The sequence below is a fragment of the Deltaproteobacteria bacterium genome, assembly GCA_016235345.1.
Taxonomy (GTDB): domain Bacteria; phylum Desulfobacterota; class Desulfobacteria; order Desulfobacterales; family Desulfatibacillaceae; genus JACRLG01.
In genome coordinates, this window is record JACRLG010000020.1 from 80,023 (window position 1) to 94,952 (window position 14,930).

Below are 14,930 nucleotides of genomic sequence, written 5' to 3' on the forward strand. Positions count from 1 at the left end.
CTGTCCGTTCAATTCCTCCTTGCGAAAAACCTGGTAAAAGATGTATAATGGCCTTTCCAATAAAAGGATTCCGCCATGAAAGCCCTTATTGCGGAAGATGACGCCACGAGCCGCGCCCTTTTGACCGCGATTATGAAAACATGGGGCTACGATCTTTCGATCGCCGAAGACGGCGGCAAGGCATGGGGGCTCATGCACCGGCTGGACGCTCCCAAGCTGGCCCTCATAGACTGGAACATGCCGGAGCTTGACGGACTTGAGGTGATCCGCAGGATCAGGTCCCTGGAAACCCAGGAACCCCCGTACATCATCCTTTTGACTGCCAGGAAAGAAAAGGGCGACATAGTTCTTGGCCTGGAGGCCGGGGCCAACGACTACCTCGTCAAGCCCTTCGACCACCAGGAACTGAAGGCCCGGCTGAACGTGGGACGCCGAATGGTAGAGCTTCAGTCGTCCCTTGTGCTTAGCATGAGAAAACTGGAAACGGCCCTTGCCGACTTGAAAACCCTTCGGGGCATCATCCCCATCTGTGCAAGCTGCAAGAAAATCCGCGACGATACGGGCTTTTGGAACCAGGTGGAGGAATACATCCGGGACCACTCCGAAGCCCGGTTCAGTCACGGAATCTGCCCGGACTGCATGAAAAGGCTGTATCCCGATGTCTCGTGGGAGGACGCGGAGGAATCGAAATGACCGGCGAAACGGAAAACGGGCGCTCCCCGCTTGTGGCGGTGGTAAACGACGACGCAACCCAGCGCAACATGCTGATCGGGCTCATGCGTCAAAACGGTTTCGAAACACTGGCCTTTGAAGGCCCGGAGGCGGCCTTTGCCGGAATGAGCCACAAGTCGCCGCCGGACATCATAATCACCGATCTTTACATGCCGGGAATCGACGGCTGGCGCTTCTGCCGGCTTTTGCGCTCCCCGGAGTACAAGGCGTTCAACCGCGTCCCTATTCTGGTGGTTTCCGCCACCTTTTCCGGCGAGGAGGCGGCCCAGGTAACCGCCGACACAGGGGCGGACGCCTTCGCCATTATGCCGCCTGACGTTCCCCACCTCCTCGCCACGGTCCACAAGCTCCTGCGCGGCGAAACCGAGGGTTACAGGCCTAGGGTTTTAATCGTCGAGGACAGCAAGGCCCTTGCGCAAATATTGCAGCACACCTATAACACCCACGGCTATCAGGCCCGGACGGCTGCCTCACTCAGGGAGGCCCTGGAAACCTTCCGGCAGGCCGACTTCGACCTGGCTCTCATCGATTATTACCTTTCGGACGGGCACGGAGACACGCTTCTTACAACCTTTTCGTCAATCAGGCCGGATTGCGTCTGCATAATGATGACCGCAGACCCCGACCCCGGCCTGTCCCTGGGCTGGATGAAAAAAGGGGCCTCCGACTATCTGCGCAAGCCCTTTGATCCCGATTACCTCATGGAGGTCTGCGCCCGCGCCCGAAGGGAGACGGCCCTCCTGCGCGTTGAACACATCCTGGAACGCCGAACCCTGGAACTGAGGAAAAGCGAGGCGCTTCTGGCCTCGACCCAGCGCCTGAGCAAGATAGGCGGATGGGAATTCGACGCAAGGTCCCAGACCATGTCCCTCACCGAGGAAGCCCTGCGCATCCACGGCCTTGAACACAAGGACTTCACCTACGGCTCCAGCGATCACCTGGACAAGACCCTGGCGGGCTACGAACCGGAGGACCGGCTCACCCTGATGGAGGCTTTCACCAGATGCCTTGAGTCGGGTGCGCCCTACGACATGGAATTTCCCTTCACCAACGCCATCGGGCAGAAACTCTGGGTGCGAACCGCAGCCAGCGCGATAATGGCGGACGGCATAGTGACAAGCGTGTCGGGCAACATAATGGACATAACCGAACGGAGGCAGGCCGCAGAGGAAAGAGCCAGGCTGGAGGAAAAGATCAACCAGGCCCAAAGGATGGAATCCATAGGCCGCCTTGCCGGCGGGATGGCGCATGATCTCAACAATCTTCTCATGCCCATACTTGGCTACGGGGAAATACTCCAGGGAGAGTTCGACCTTGACGACGAACGCAGGCAGTTCACCGACGAGATAGTGAAGGCGGCCCTGCGTGCAAGGGATCTGGTGCGCCAGCTTCTGGCCTACAGCAGAAAGCAGATACTTGAATTCCGCCCCATAGACTTAAACAGGCTCATCACGAATTTCGAGTTCATAATCAAACGCAGGCTGCCTGCAACCATCAATCTCAATTTCGCCCTTGCGCCCAAACTCCCCCACATTGCAGGCGATGGAATCCAGTTGGAACAGGTGATAATGAACCTTCTGGAAAACGCCAGGGACGCAATGCCGGAAGGCGGCCAAATCACCATAACCACCGGCCAGACCCAGGTTGACAAGGAAAAGGCGGCATTCCACGGCATACAGCCCGGCAGTTACGTCATCCTTACGATAGAGGACTCAGGGACAGGAATGGACGCTTTGACCTGCGCCCAGATTTTCGAGCCCTTTTTCACCACCAAGGAGCAAGGCGCCCGGTCCGGCTTAGGCCTTGCCACGGCTTACGGAATAGTGAGGCAGCACGGCGGGAGCATCTGGGTAAACAGCGAGACAAGCCGAGGCTCGGTCTTCACCTGCCTTTTTCCGGTAACGGAGGAAAAAAACGGAGAGGAATACCCGGCGCCAAGACCCCAGGCCAAATACGACGAGACGATACTTCTTGTGGAAGACAACCCGCAGGTGAGAAACCTTACCAGGGCCATTCTTTTAAGGAAAGGCTACACGGTGCTTGCGGCCCATAATGCGGAACACGCGCTTTCCATGATGGAAAATCATGAAGGCGAGATTCACCTTTTGCTCACCGACATGATGATGCCGGGAATGAATGGAATCGAGCTTTACGGCGAGCTGAAAAAGAAGGCCCCTGGCATAAGGGTGCTCCTGATGTCAGGTTACGCGGCGGGAGTTTTCGATCCCGACAACCAGCCCGAAATCAGGCTCGATTTCCTGCAGAAGCCCTTTCCCCTGGAAAGCCTGGAAAAAAAGGTGAGGGAGCTTTTGGACAGGCAAGACGCCTGAACCCTGAAAAACCGGAACCGTTCAGGCGGCCTCGTCCAGAAGCCTTCTCACGAGGTTGGTGAAATGGTGCAGGTCCAAAGGCTTGAACACGAATTCCTTTATTCCCATTGCCACGAGATCGTCGCTGGCCACACGGTCCTGGTAGCCGGTGCATATCACCACGGGCATGGAGGGTTTGATGGTCATCACCCTCAAGGCCAGTTCATCGCCCGTAAGGTGGGGCATGGTCATGTCGGTGATGACCATGTCGTAGGCTTCGGGTTTTTCGGTAAAGGCCTTAAGGGCCTTTAAAGGGTCGGTTTCGGCCTGCACCCTGTAGCCCAGGCCGGTGAAGGTCTGGCGTATGAGGGCTGAAATCAGCGGGTCGTCATCCACGAACAGGATGCTTTCCGAACCCCTTGGCATGGGAGTCGCCTCCACCACCACGGGAGCCGCGCCCTCCCCTTTTTCCACCCTGAACAGAACGGTGAACGAGGTTCCCCGCCCCACCTCGCTTTCCACCGATATGGAACCGTTCACCCCCTCAACGATGCCCCGCACGATGGCCAGTCCCAGGCCGGTTCCCTGGCCCACCTCCTTGGTGGTGAAGTATGGATCGAAAATGCGGTCCACCACGCTCTGCTCAATCCCCACCCCTGTATCGGCAATTATGAGGGCCGCGTATCGGCCGGGCTCTATGTTTTTGGCCCTGGCCTTTTCTTCGGTTACCGCCACTTCCACAAGGTCCACGGACAGGACCCCGCCCTTTTCGGCCATTGCATGACCGGCGTTGGTGCAAAGGTTCATCACCACCTGGTGTATCTGGGTGGGATCGGCCATTATCCTGGCCCTGGTCTGCAGATTGGTTTCTATTTCGATGGTGGAAGGAAGCCCGGACCGGATGAATTTGACCACCTCCTTGACTATGGGCTGCATTTCGATAACAGCTCGGCCCTTCTCGGTCCTCCTGGTGGAGGAAAGCATCTGCTGAACAAGGTCCCTGGCCCTGTTGCCGGCGTTCAAGATGGCCTTGACGTTGCCGTGAACAGACGAGCCGGGGGTCAGGCGGGGCAGCACCAAATCCGCGTAGCCGATGATGGAGCACAGGATGTTGTTGAAGTCATGGGCTATTCCCGCAGACAGTGTGCCGATGGCCTCCATCTTCTGGGCCTTGCGCAACTGGTCCTGCATCTTCATCTCTTCGGAAAGGTCCTGGGCGGTTATTGTCCAGGCAAGCGGGCCGCCCGATTCGTCCTCCACGATGCTTGCGGACATGCGCGACAAAAACTCGCCGCCCGCTCTTGTTGAGTGCTTTACAAGGGCCTCGGACCGGCCCTCCTTCGACAGCCTCTCAAGAAAGGGGGACATTTCGTCCGCATAGGCCTCGGATGAGGCAAAATCGCTCAGATGGCTGCCTTCAACCCTGTTTTCCGGCCATTGGTGCATCTGTGCCCAGGCCCGGTTGGCGAAAACGATCCGACCCGAAAGATCGGTCACGGCCACGCCGTCAAGGGCCTGGTCCAGGGCCCGGCCAAGAAGCAGAAGTCTTCTTATGCTTTCATGCCGCCTGGTGATATCCTGAAATATGAAAAGGATATTCCCGTTTTCCTCCTCCTGTGAGGGCACAAGGGTGAAACGGGCCTCCACCCGGTAGCGGCTGCCGTCGCTGCGGATCATTTCATACTCGCGGGTGAGAACCGCCCGGCTGCGCCTCAACTCCTCGACATCTGCGAGGGCTCTCCCCCTCGATTCCGGGGCTATCCACAAAAAACCCTGGGAGCCCAGAACGTCCAGCTCGCTTTCATAGCCGCCCATGGCCAGGGCCTGGGAGTTCACGAACAGGATGCCGCCGTCGTGATCCCAAAGGGCTATGCCGTCAGGCGAGGCCTCCACCAGTACCCGGTAGCGGTCTTCGCTTTCGCGCAGCGCACGGGTCTTCTGGGTCAGCATCTCGGACATCTGGTAGGCTTTTTGCTCCTTTTGGGCCTCCAGTATCTCTTTTTCATCCCCTTCCTTCTTGTCTGTCACCGCCTTTTGAACGGTTTCCAGCACCGTTTCCTTGGAAAAGGGCTTGTAGAGATATTCAAAGGCTCCTGAAAGGAGGGAATCCTTGACCGTATCCAGGGAAGGGGCGCCGGTCATCATTATAACCCTGGCGGTGGGAGACAGGCTTCTGATGGCCTTTAGAAGGTCCACTCCGGAAATGCGGGGCATGACGATGTCGGTGAGCACGACGTCGTAGATGTTTTCACCCAAAAGCTCCAGAGCGGATTCGGCGTCCTGGGCCGTGTCCACCTCGTAACCCTCTTTTTTGAGAAAGGAGGCCAGGGTGAACCTTATGCTTTTCTCGTCATCCACCACCAGTATGCGGGCCATGTATCACCTCTCGCGCATCCGCGATTCGATCCTGAAGCGCTCAAAAAGTCCGGCCATGCTTTGAAGGGCGATTGGGTTTCGAAAACCCGGACTTTAAACTTTTTAACCGATAAAACACTATGTTGTAGGCCAAGCGCCATGGCGGGCCACCGGGAGTCCCGAAGGCCTTTAATGGCTTTTTCGCGGACCCGTTAAAAATTGCGTGAAACGGAAAAAATGAAGAAAAAAAGCAGGCGCCGGATTTCAAAAACCGATGCAGCTCTTTCCGGCGGAAGGTTTAAGGAAGGCTTACGACAGAAATTTTTTGGTCACCATGCGCGAGAAGGAGCGCAGCTTGGAGTACTCGTCGTTTTCCCCGGATTCGTTGTTCTCCAGGTATTTGCGCCTGTAATCCAAAAGCGCCACCAGGTTTTCGACCGGTAGGGCGAAGCTGACGTATCCCTTTTCCTCGAATATTCCCGCCTCCCTGATCTTGGCGTAATTCTCCACCAGCTTGCAAAGGCTCTGAAAGGCCACAACCTTGTCCATTCCTTCCGGGAGAACCACGATTATTTCAAACTCGTAGAGCTGCTTTTTTTCGTTGTACCGCTTTCTGCCGGACTTCTTCTGTTCGGTTATGGTGGAAAGGCCCAAAAATGCCCATGTGACGATGTTGAAATCGTCAAATTTCGAATACAGGCGTGGACGCACCTTTTCTACCTCGTCGCCCTTCCAGTATGCATCGCTCATTTCAGTTGCTCCTGCGGCCATGAATTGAATGGCATTTTTCAAAAATCAAAGGTGTCGGAAATGGGTTCCCGAGTCTGCTTGCGCCCCTTGGAACGAACGGTGAAATCCCGCTTAATGAAAACGGAAATCTCGCTTCCCGTGGTGCGTTCCTTGGCTGTGATCTCCAGGCGGCCCTCCCGGTTGATGATGAACACGATTTCCACCGGCGCGCGCACAGGAAGGCCTTTTGGAAGCTCGAAGGTGGCGTAGCCCAGAAGGCGGCCGAACTCGATGGGCGCCCATTCCTCGGACGAATCGTTTTCCACGATCTGGACCACCACGACCTTCTGGTTTTTCTCGCTTGTGTGGAACAGGCGGCGGACGCTTACGGGAGTCTCGGTGTTTTTCAGTACGAGGTTGACTATTCCCTCCTCCTCATCCCGGTTTAGGGCCACCACGCCGAAGCTCTTGCTGGTCACGTCCACAATGTCCACGAGGCTCTTGCGCACGGCGCTTTCGCTGTAGCCGCTCTTCTCGGCCAACTCCTTCGCCACATCCTGGGTGATGCGCTCCAGGTCCTCCAGGGTTACCTCAACCTCGTCGGCGGATCCTTCATGTCCGGCAGCTTTTGCGGCAGAAGCGAAGGCTCCAAAACCCGGCTGCGCGTTTCCGGGCGCCACATGGCCGCCCAATTTTTCGGAGATATTGCCTTCAACCAGAAGTTTCCAGCCGCAAACAGCGGCCCCGCACACAATGGCCTCGTCCGGGTTGTAGAGCCTGGGCTTCTTGCCGAATTCCCGGATCAGACGCTCGTTCACCTGGGGCATCCTAGATGAGCCGCCCACCATTATAATTTCGTTTACGCCGTAATACCCCTTTTTCCTGGCCTCTTCCAGCATTGCGTGGGTGAGAAGAACGGTCCGTTCCAGAAGGTCGCGGGTCAGGTGCTCGAAGGTGCTGCGAGCTATGGTGAAGCGCTCCCGCCGCCCCCCATAGGTGACCGCCACGTCGCAGTTCTCCCTCTGGGACAGCACCTTCTTGGCCCGCTCGGCAGTGGCCACCAGATCCTGGCAGGTCACCGGGTCATCCAGGATATCTTCCCTTATCCCGGTCTTTTGCGAAAACATTTCAGCCATGTAAGCGGCCAGGCGGTTGTCCCAGTCGTTTCCGCCAAGCTGGTGATCGCCTCCGGTGCAGATGACCTTGACGGATTTATGGTCGATATCCATCATGGTCACATCAAAGGTTCCGCCTCCCAGGTCATAGACGAACACGACGCGCTTCTCGTCGCTTTCCAAAAAACCGTATGCGAGGGCCGCAGCTGTGGGCTCGTTCAGGATGTGGCGGACGTTGAGGCCTGCCAGCTCCCCCGCCTGCCGTGTGGCCTCCCTTTCGTTTATACCGAAATAGGCCGGGCAGGTGATTACTACATCCTTAATCTTTTCCCCCAGGGTGAGGGCGGCGTCATCCACCACCTTTTTTAAAATGAGCGCCGAGATTTCCTCAGGCCTCCAGGCCTTGCCCCTGTTTTCAAAAAGAAAATCAGGGTCTCCCATGGAGCGCTTGATGAAATTCACCACGTCGTCGGGACGGGTCAGGATGAACTCCCTGGCGGCGTCGCCCACCACGACCTGATCACCGTCAAACAGCACCACGCTGGGCGTGGTGCGCTTGTTTTCGGCGTTAAGCGCCACCACTGGTTTGCCGTTGGCGTCCACATAGGCGATGGCCGAAAACGTCGTCCCCAGGTCGATTCCATATATGCGTTTCATAGGCCCGGTTTTTCTTCCTGGCGTTAGGGGCATGTTAAAAAATTACTGTTACATTCGGCTGCGGGTGCGATATTCATTTCCTCCGGTTCATCACGCTTCTTATCATCTGGCTCACCTTGTCCAGGGTGGGCGGCTTGCTCACAACGCTGTCCACGTACTGGGCCGCGCCCTGCTCTTCCAGCATCTGGGCGCTCCAGCCCGAAAACATTATCACAGGCGTATCGGGCGAGGCCCCCTTGATGGCCATGGCCACCGCGCGTCCGTCAACCTCCGGCATTCCCATGTCGGTAATGACCAGGTCAAAGGGCCTGCCCGATTCGATGGAGGCTGCAAAGGCATTGATCCCCTGGGAGCCTCCGGCGGCCACCTCCACCTCGTGCTCCAGTGTTTCCAGTATCTGGCGCATGACTTCCAGGACTTCGGGCTCATCGTCCACGTAGAGGATTCTGTGGCGACCGTCGCCTTCCTGGGACTTTGCTGCGGGAGCCTTGAGGCTTTCGCCCGGAATGGGGAAACGAAGGCTTACCGTGGTTCCCCGGCCCTTTTTGCTTTCTATGACGATCTCCCCGCCGTGGCGATGCATGACGCCGTAGGTGACCGCAAGGCCCATGCCCGCGCCTTCCTTCCGGGTGGAGAAAAAGGGCTCCAGGCAGCGCTCCATGGATTCGGCGTCCATTCCGGTCCCGGTGTCGGAAACGGAGAAGACCACCTGATCCTTCTGCCTCGAAAGGCCCACCTTGATCTCGCCGCCCCTCGGCATGGCGTCCACGGCGTTTATAAGTACGTTGGTCATGGCCTGGCGTATCTCGGTGTCATTGCCCACGATGAGGGGCATCTCGGAATCCAGGTCGGCGGTGAGATTAACCTTTACGCCGTTTCTTTGGGGCATGTCCTTCCAGTAGGGCCGAGTCATTTCCAGAACGTCCCTTGCCAGCTCGGATATGGAAACCGGGGGCATTTTCTCGTTGGACCCAAGTTTTCTGGAGAACTGGTCGAGCCTAAGCACCATGTTGCCGATGTCCTTGCCGCTCTCCCGGATGATTTTCAGTGACCTCCGGGCCTGCTCGGAAAGTCCCTTTTCCGAGCGGATCAGCATGTCGGCGTAGCCCGTGACCGGGCTTAGGGCGTTGTTCACGTTGTGCGCGATGCCCATTGCAAGGACTTCCAGGGCCTTGATCCTCTCCTCGTTCATGGACGCCCTCTGGTTTTCCATCATGACCTCGCGGGAAATACGGGCGTCCGAGGCCGTGCGCACCACCATGAGCGCCAGGGCGGTCCATCTGCCAAGGCTTGCTAGAAAGGATTTTTGCGGATCGTCAAAATTTTGCTGCTGGTTAAACCCCACCATGACGCTTCCCAAGGTTCCGTCGATCCCTTGAAGGGAAGCAAGAAATGCGCTTTTGATGCCTGCCTGGGCAAAGGAGGAAAGGCTTGGAGGGCCGCCTGCGACGTCTTCCACAAAAAGGCCCTCGTCCGGCAGGGCCTGATCGTGCGCGGCCTTTAAAATTCCCGCAATTGCGGAATCCGAGCCACCCCCGTCGGATTCGGGAGAATCCAGCGTGCTCGCCAGAAAATCGGAGGGGCCGCCGGAAACGCCTGCGACCTTGATGCTCATGTAATCGACGAGTCCCCTGCGGCTGAGCTGCCGCAAAATATCGCGGCATGCGCTTTCCACGTCGTAGAGTGAAGCGGCTGACACGGCGATTTCGCCGATGGTCTCCAGGGACGCAAGATAACGGGACACGAGTCCTCCTGTAGCATTTTCTGTTGTCGGCCTCTCCCGACAAGGATTACAAACCGGCGGGCGCTGGCGCAGATGCGCCAATCATCAATCAGGCTGCCTGAAAAAACCGGCCAAAATCAGCGTCAGCGGAGTTCTTGCCTTATATGCGGGGCAGTCTCGCCAAAACCGGAACGGGTCTTTTTCCAAACAGGTCGAACCGCCCTTCAAAAAAAGCAGATGGGCTGGTATTTCAGTGAAGTGCGTGGGATCAAAGCTATCATGGGCCGACCTTTCCTGTCAATGGTTCTGGCGTGGGTCGCAACCGGTTCATGCGATTGAAGGCCCTGGCAGGTAAACGAATCGGTCGGAAACCTCCCCATCCAGATTTTTATGTAAATCAGGCCGCCTTTGGTGTAAGAAAGAACACTTACAGGGGCCGTCCGGCCCCGGCCCGGTTATTCAGCCATTAATTTTGAAGCAAGATACGTGCCTGACTCACCCAAGCCAGCATAAAAAACTTACAACCACCGCGAACGGGAACATCTCATGGATTTCTTTGAACTTCTGCGCAACTTCATTTCGATCTTCCTGCACCTCGACAAGCATCTTGGCGAAATCATCCGGGATTACGGCACTTGGACCAATCTCATACTGTTTCTCATAGTTTTCTGCGAAACGGGCCTCGTGGTAACCCCCATCCTTCCCGGAGATTCCCTTCTGTTCGCGGCGGGGACCTTTGCGGCAAGAGGGGATTTGAGCATAGGACTGCTTCTTGTGCTGCTGTACGTCGCCGCCATTTTGGGAGACGCCGCGAATTACACGGCGGGCTGGTATCTGGGACCGCGCATGAACCCGGAGGGCGGGCGTTTCATCAAAAAGAAGTATCTTGACCGGACCCACCGGTTTTACGAGAAGTACGGCAAGATGACCATAATCCTCGCCCGGTTCGTGCCCATAGTGCGCACCTTCGCGCCCTTCCTGGCCGGTGTCGGAACCATGCGCTACGTGGAATTCGCGGCATACAACATAATTGGCGGCATAAGCTGGGTAAGCCTGTTTCTGGTGAGCGGCTATTTTTTCGGAAACATAGACGTTGTGAAGAACAACTTTTCCCTCGTGATAATGGGCATAATCCTGGTTTCGGTGATGCCCATCGCCTATGAATACTTAAGGCACAGGCGGGAGGAGGCCGCGCGGGCCAAGGCGGAGTAACAGGAAAGATGTTGGGTGAACATGGCTCTTCGCGCTTAAACCTCCCGACCGTGCATCGGGTATTTCAATCGGCCTTCAACTTGGTACACGGCAGGCCGATCACAAGCGGCGTCAGATGCAGGCCGATCACAAGCGATGAAATGCAAGGCGGGCGGGTCCGGGCGGGGCGGAGTAGTACAAAACGTAGATGACGACCCCCCCGAACCCGCCCAACACAGCAGTTCGCGCTTGTGGACGGCCTGATTATCTAGAAACAAGGCCGCGCACTCTATAGTTGAACTCATACGCCATGCTGCGGCTCCAGGTGGTGTCGTAGATGGTCTTGTACCGGGTTCCGTCCCTGGGGCCCACGGGCCGCCCGTAGCGGTAGAACCAGTTGATTATGGGGCTTCCGGCAAAACCCATCCCAAGCCAATAGGTTCCGGGCGAAAGAACCGGGCCGTCCTTGCCGAAGGAAAAATCCACCCAGAAATATCCAAGTTTTTCGGGCATTTCCCCAAGGTCCTGCACCTCGCTTGTCGCCACCACCTCGCCAGGCATCCCTCCGGTGTCCTTGAAAACCTCCACCCAAAGCTGGCCCTCTCCGCCGAACTTGTGAAGGGCAAGGCCTAGTTGGGTCAGCTTCATGGGCTTTTCCACCACAAAGGCCTGGGAATACTGGCGGCCCAGGGTGGTGACGTACTCGGCGGTTTCCACCACGAAATTGCGGCGCATGGAAAAATCGTTGTCGCCGGTTTTTTCCGTCGGCCCCTTGGTGGCCAGAAAATCCATGTTTTCAGGAAACTCCACGTTGCCGAACTCGAAGGGAGTATCGAAAACCATTTTTTTGACGACCTCGGGCGGCGGTATCACCGGAGGCAGAGGTTGCGGGGGCGGCTCCACCTTTGCGAAAACCGCGTCCATCTTGGGCCCCAAAAGAAGGGCCTGTGGGCCGTAGGCCGCTTTCTGGCCGGAAATGGCCACCTTGTCGGATGAAAACGCGGGCTGGATGAGTTCCCGGAATTCCGGCCTTCCGTCAGCGCCGGCCATGGTGCTCCATCGGATAAGGCCGTCGTGGCTGGTTTCCTCGTTGTCCACCCCCACCTCTATCCTTATGAAGCGGTTGCTCACGTAAAGCTGGGTGTTCTGGGGGTCGAAGGGCATCCAGCCAAGGTCCGGGAACCACACCTCTATCCAGGAATGGCGTCCCTGGGCCATCTTGAGAGTAAGCACCGAGCGGCCCATGTCGATGTCGTAAGGCTCGGAAAGGGTGACGCCGTTGACTATGCGCGCGGGAATGCCCACTGCCCGCATGAGGGCTGCGGCAAGGTGGGAGTAATTCTGGCAGTTGCCCTTGCCGGAGCCGAAGGAATAGGTGGCCTCGTAACTCTGGGGGGTGAGCACGTAGCTCATGTGATCCACCACCCAGGTGAGTATTTTCTGGGTCGCGTCGAACTGGGTGGTGGAGCTTCTCGTAAGCTCCCTGGCCTTGGCCGCAATGCCCTGGTGCTTCACGTCCACCTGGGCCGTGGAGGAGAGGTAGGGCTTCATTGACGGCGGCGTGTTCGCAAGGGGAAACGGGGCCGTGGACCGGAGCGGGGAGAGCTTGACGGAATTTTTCGCGGTGAGGGTGAGGGTGGTCTGGATTGGCCCCGCCGGTGAATCGAAAAAGGCCTCCTCCACCACGTTCCCGCGCTCGTCCGTGCTTTTTTCGCGGCGGGTGGGCTTTGGGGAAAATTCCAGCGACATGTCCGTGATCCGCTGGACGTAGGTGGGCGACTCGAAGGTATTGGGCGTGACGAAGCTGACCACGAGCCTTTTGGTGGCGGCCTTGGGGACCACCTGCTGAATCAGCTGGTACTCGATGACCGATTCCTGGCCGCCGTTTAACAGGTAGTTTTCCGCGTGAACGGGCGCGAGGGCGGCAAGCCAGAAAAAAAGCACCGCAAGGGACTTTTTCACATCCACCTCCCACGGTATCGATTTTTGAAGAAAAATGGCAGGTTGACCACAAGGCCCCGCCTGACGCAGCATCTCGCGCCCTCAGTCCCTCTGGCGCACACTCAGAAAATCCTTCATCTTCTCGATGAGCTTGGCAAGATCGAAGGGCTTGGGCAGGAAACCGTCAAAACCCGAAGCAAGCAACCGCTCCTCGTCTTCATCGCTGGAAAAGCCGGTCAGGGCCACCACTGGGATGGCCCAGGTCTCCCGGTCATTTTTCAATATCCTGGTGGCGGTGACGCCGTCCATAACCGGAAGCCCAACGTCCATGAGAACGAGGTCGGGCTTGATTTCCTTCACGCGGTCCACGGCCTCCTGGCCATCGTTCGCGGTAACGACTTCGCAATAAAACACCTTTTCCAGAAGATCGTGCAAAAGGTGCCGGTTTATTTCGGAATCTTCCACAACAAGCACGGATTTCAACATCCTTTTACCCCACTGCAATATTCGAACTCATCTCAAAAACATAATTCGCTCAATCCCATGGCGAAAATATTTTCAAGACGGGTTCTACCCGGACCGGAAATAAACGCCTGCGCGAGCCCGCCTTTCGATTCAGTCCCGGCTGAAACGAAAAAACGGCCACGCCAGGCCCGGCAGCTCCGCTGCCTCAAACCTCAGCCAGCCCCCAGAGGCAGCGCCACTATGAACCTGCTGCCTTTGCCCACCCCTTCGCTTTCCACCCACAACCGGCCCTGGTGGAGCAACACAAAACGCCTTGCCAGGGCCAGCCCCAGTCCGGCTCCGGGGGTCTTTCCAGACAAGCCCCGGCGAACCTGGTAAAAATCCTCGAAAATCCTTTCCTGATCCTGTTTGGCCACTCCCTGCCCGGTGTCCTCCACGAAAATTTCCAGTCGGCAGGAGGAAAGTCCGGCCTTTGGATCCCTGCCTTCGGAAGGCGAATGGCGGTCGCCGTCCTCCGCGAGCCTTGCGCCCAAGGTCACTCGCCCGCCGTCCGGGGTGAATTTCACCGCGTTTTGCAAAAGGTTCAGAATCGCGGTTTTCAGTTTTTTCTCATCCGCAAAAATATCCAGGCATTTTACGGAATCGTCGATGCTGGTTTCCAGGCTGATGCCGTGTTTGAAGGCCTTTTCACGGATCATGAGGAACATGGATGAAAGAAGCCCGCCAACACTTACCGGGGACGCATCGAGGGTGTCGATGCCCATGTCCGCGCGGGAAAGGTCCAGAATCTCGTCGATAAGGGCCAGAAGGCGCTTGCCGCTTTCCAGGATGTCGTTTACGTGTTCCTTCTGCTTGGCGTTCAAGGGCCCGAAATACTCGCCCAGAAGCACCTGGGAAAAGCCGATGATGGGATTTAGCGGCGTGCGAAGCTCATGGTTCATGCTTACCAGAAAATCCGTCTTGGCGTCCCTTGCCTGGGCCAGGGAAAGCTCGGTGAGTGACAGCTTTTCCTCGCACCTTTTTAGGGAGTTGCGCAGGTCCTCGTTCCAGGAGGCCGTGGCCTTCCGTGTAAGGGCGCGATCCAGGACGGTTCCCAGAAAAAAACACATCCTGGAAAGGGATTCCATCACGTCCGGGGAGACTGCGGCCCCCGGCTCCAGCAGGGAATGCCATACGCCCACCAGCTTTCCGCCACGGGCCATGATGGGGACGCTGAGGTCGCCGTGATCCTTCGACGTTTTCGGCGTGATCTTGTGGAGCCTGTCATCCGTGACGTTTGCGACAAACACGGCCTTTTGATCGAAGGCCGCCCGACCGCAGACGCATTCCCCCGGCCTTACGCTTCCCCGGCAGGCCATTAGCGTGGCCGGGCCACCCCTGTGGGCGGTAAGGGTTAGGATGCGGTTTTCAGGATCGTAAAGAAAGATGGACGAGGTGTTTTCGGAATAGGGAAGGTCCAGGCGGAGGAAGAAATCCAGGGCGAAATCCAGGATATCTTCCGGCTCGGAAACGGAAAGAAGCCCGGAAAGGAACAGGCTGGTTATCTCGCTCTGGTGGATGAAGCCTTCCTGGTTTTTCAAGCCTTGTCTTCCTCAAGCAACTATTTATCAGCCCGGTAAAAAAGCCGACGCTTGCAGCCTGGATATCAATTTGAACTTGGGCAATGAAGCGCGAAGGTTCGCGAGCGGCGCGGGGAGAAATAATACTTTTCGT

The 14,930-nt window shown here is 57.3% G+C and carries 10 protein-coding genes; 3 read left to right on the forward strand and 7 right to left on the reverse strand.

Annotated features, from left to right (window positions below):
* Positions 1-75 precede the first annotated feature (75 nt).
* A complete protein-coding gene (locus tag HZB23_09870) occupies positions 76-693 on the forward strand; it encodes a response regulator transcription factor (GenBank protein ID MBI5844962.1) in 618 nt (205 codons plus the stop codon).
* Entirely contained in the window at positions 690-3,062 is a 2,373-nt protein-coding gene (locus HZB23_09875) for a response regulator (protein ID MBI5844963.1), read from the forward strand. Before HZB23_09870 ends, HZB23_09875 begins: the two co-directional genes overlap by 4 nt.
* A gap of 21 nt (positions 3,063-3,083) precedes the next feature.
* On the opposite strand, the gene HZB23_09880 is transcribed toward HZB23_09875, so the two are convergent.
* From HZB23_09880 to HZB23_09895, 4 genes are all read right to left on the reverse strand, one after another.
* On the reverse strand, positions 3,084-5,417 hold the full coding sequence (locus HZB23_09880; protein ID MBI5844964.1) for a response regulator: 2,334 nt from the start codon (positions 5,415-5,417) through the stop codon (positions 3,084-3,086).
* A gap of 288 nt (positions 5,418-5,705) precedes the next feature.
* A complete protein-coding gene (locus HZB23_09885; GenBank protein MBI5844965.1) occupies positions 5,706-6,146 on the reverse strand; it encodes a hypothetical protein in 441 nt (146 codons plus the stop codon).
* Positions 6,147-6,184: 38 nt separating this feature from the next.
* The gene (locus HZB23_09890) at positions 6,185-7,897 is read right to left on the reverse strand and encodes an Hsp70 family protein (GenBank protein ID MBI5844966.1); all 1,713 of its coding nucleotides are present in this window, start codon (positions 7,895-7,897) and stop codon (positions 6,185-6,187) included.
* 73 nt (positions 7,898-7,970) lie between these two features.
* Positions 7,971-9,641, reverse strand: coding sequence for a response regulator (locus HZB23_09895; protein ID MBI5844967.1), 1,671 nt, complete (start codon positions 9,639-9,641; stop codon positions 7,971-7,973).
* A 525-nt stretch (positions 9,642-10,166) separates the two neighbouring features.
* Here HZB23_09895 and HZB23_09900 point away from each other — a divergent pair.
* Positions 10,167-10,832, forward strand: coding sequence for a DedA family protein (locus HZB23_09900; GenBank protein MBI5844968.1), 666 nt, complete (start codon positions 10,167-10,169; stop codon positions 10,830-10,832).
* Positions 10,833-11,075: 243 nt separating this feature from the next.
* Here the strand turns inward: HZB23_09900 and HZB23_09905 are convergent, their stop codons facing one another.
* From HZB23_09905 to HZB23_09915, 3 genes are all read right to left on the reverse strand, one after another.
* Positions 11,076-12,773 carry a transglutaminase domain-containing protein gene (locus tag HZB23_09905; GenBank protein MBI5844969.1) on the reverse strand — a complete coding sequence of 566 codons (1,698 nt, stop codon included), beginning with the start codon at positions 12,771-12,773 and terminating at the stop codon, positions 11,076-11,078.
* Positions 12,774-12,854: 81 nt separating this feature from the next.
* Positions 12,855-13,238, reverse strand: a complete 384-nt coding sequence (locus HZB23_09910; protein MBI5844970.1) for a response regulator — start codon at positions 13,236-13,238, stop codon at positions 12,855-12,857.
* Positions 13,239-13,429: 191 nt separating this feature from the next.
* Positions 13,430-14,797, reverse strand: coding sequence for a GAF domain-containing sensor histidine kinase (locus HZB23_09915; GenBank protein ID MBI5844971.1), 1,368 nt, complete (start codon positions 14,795-14,797; stop codon positions 13,430-13,432).
* Between the last annotated feature and the right edge of the window lie 133 nt (positions 14,798-14,930).

Coding starts and splice junctions, on each gene's coding strand:
- HZB23_09870 (MBI5844962.1), top strand. CDS start 76: ATGAAAGCCCTTATTGCGGAAGATGACGCCACGAGCCGCGCCCTTTTG.
- HZB23_09875 (MBI5844963.1), top strand. CDS start 690: ATGACCGGCGAAACGGAAAACGGGCGCTCCCCGCTTGTGGCGGTGGTA.
- HZB23_09880 (MBI5844964.1), bottom strand. CDS start 5,417: ATGGCCCGCATACTGGTGGTGGATGACGAGAAAAGCATAAGGTTCACC.
- HZB23_09885 (MBI5844965.1), bottom strand. CDS start 6,146: ATGAGCGATGCATACTGGAAGGGCGACGAGGTAGAAAAGGTGCGTCCA.
- HZB23_09890 (MBI5844966.1), bottom strand. CDS start 7,897: ATGAAACGCATATATGGAATCGACCTGGGGACGACGTTTTCGGCCATC.
- HZB23_09900 (MBI5844968.1), top strand. CDS start 10,167: ATGGATTTCTTTGAACTTCTGCGCAACTTCATTTCGATCTTCCTGCAC.
- HZB23_09910 (MBI5844970.1), bottom strand. CDS start 13,238: ATGTTGAAATCCGTGCTTGTTGTGGAAGATTCCGAAATAAACCGGCAC.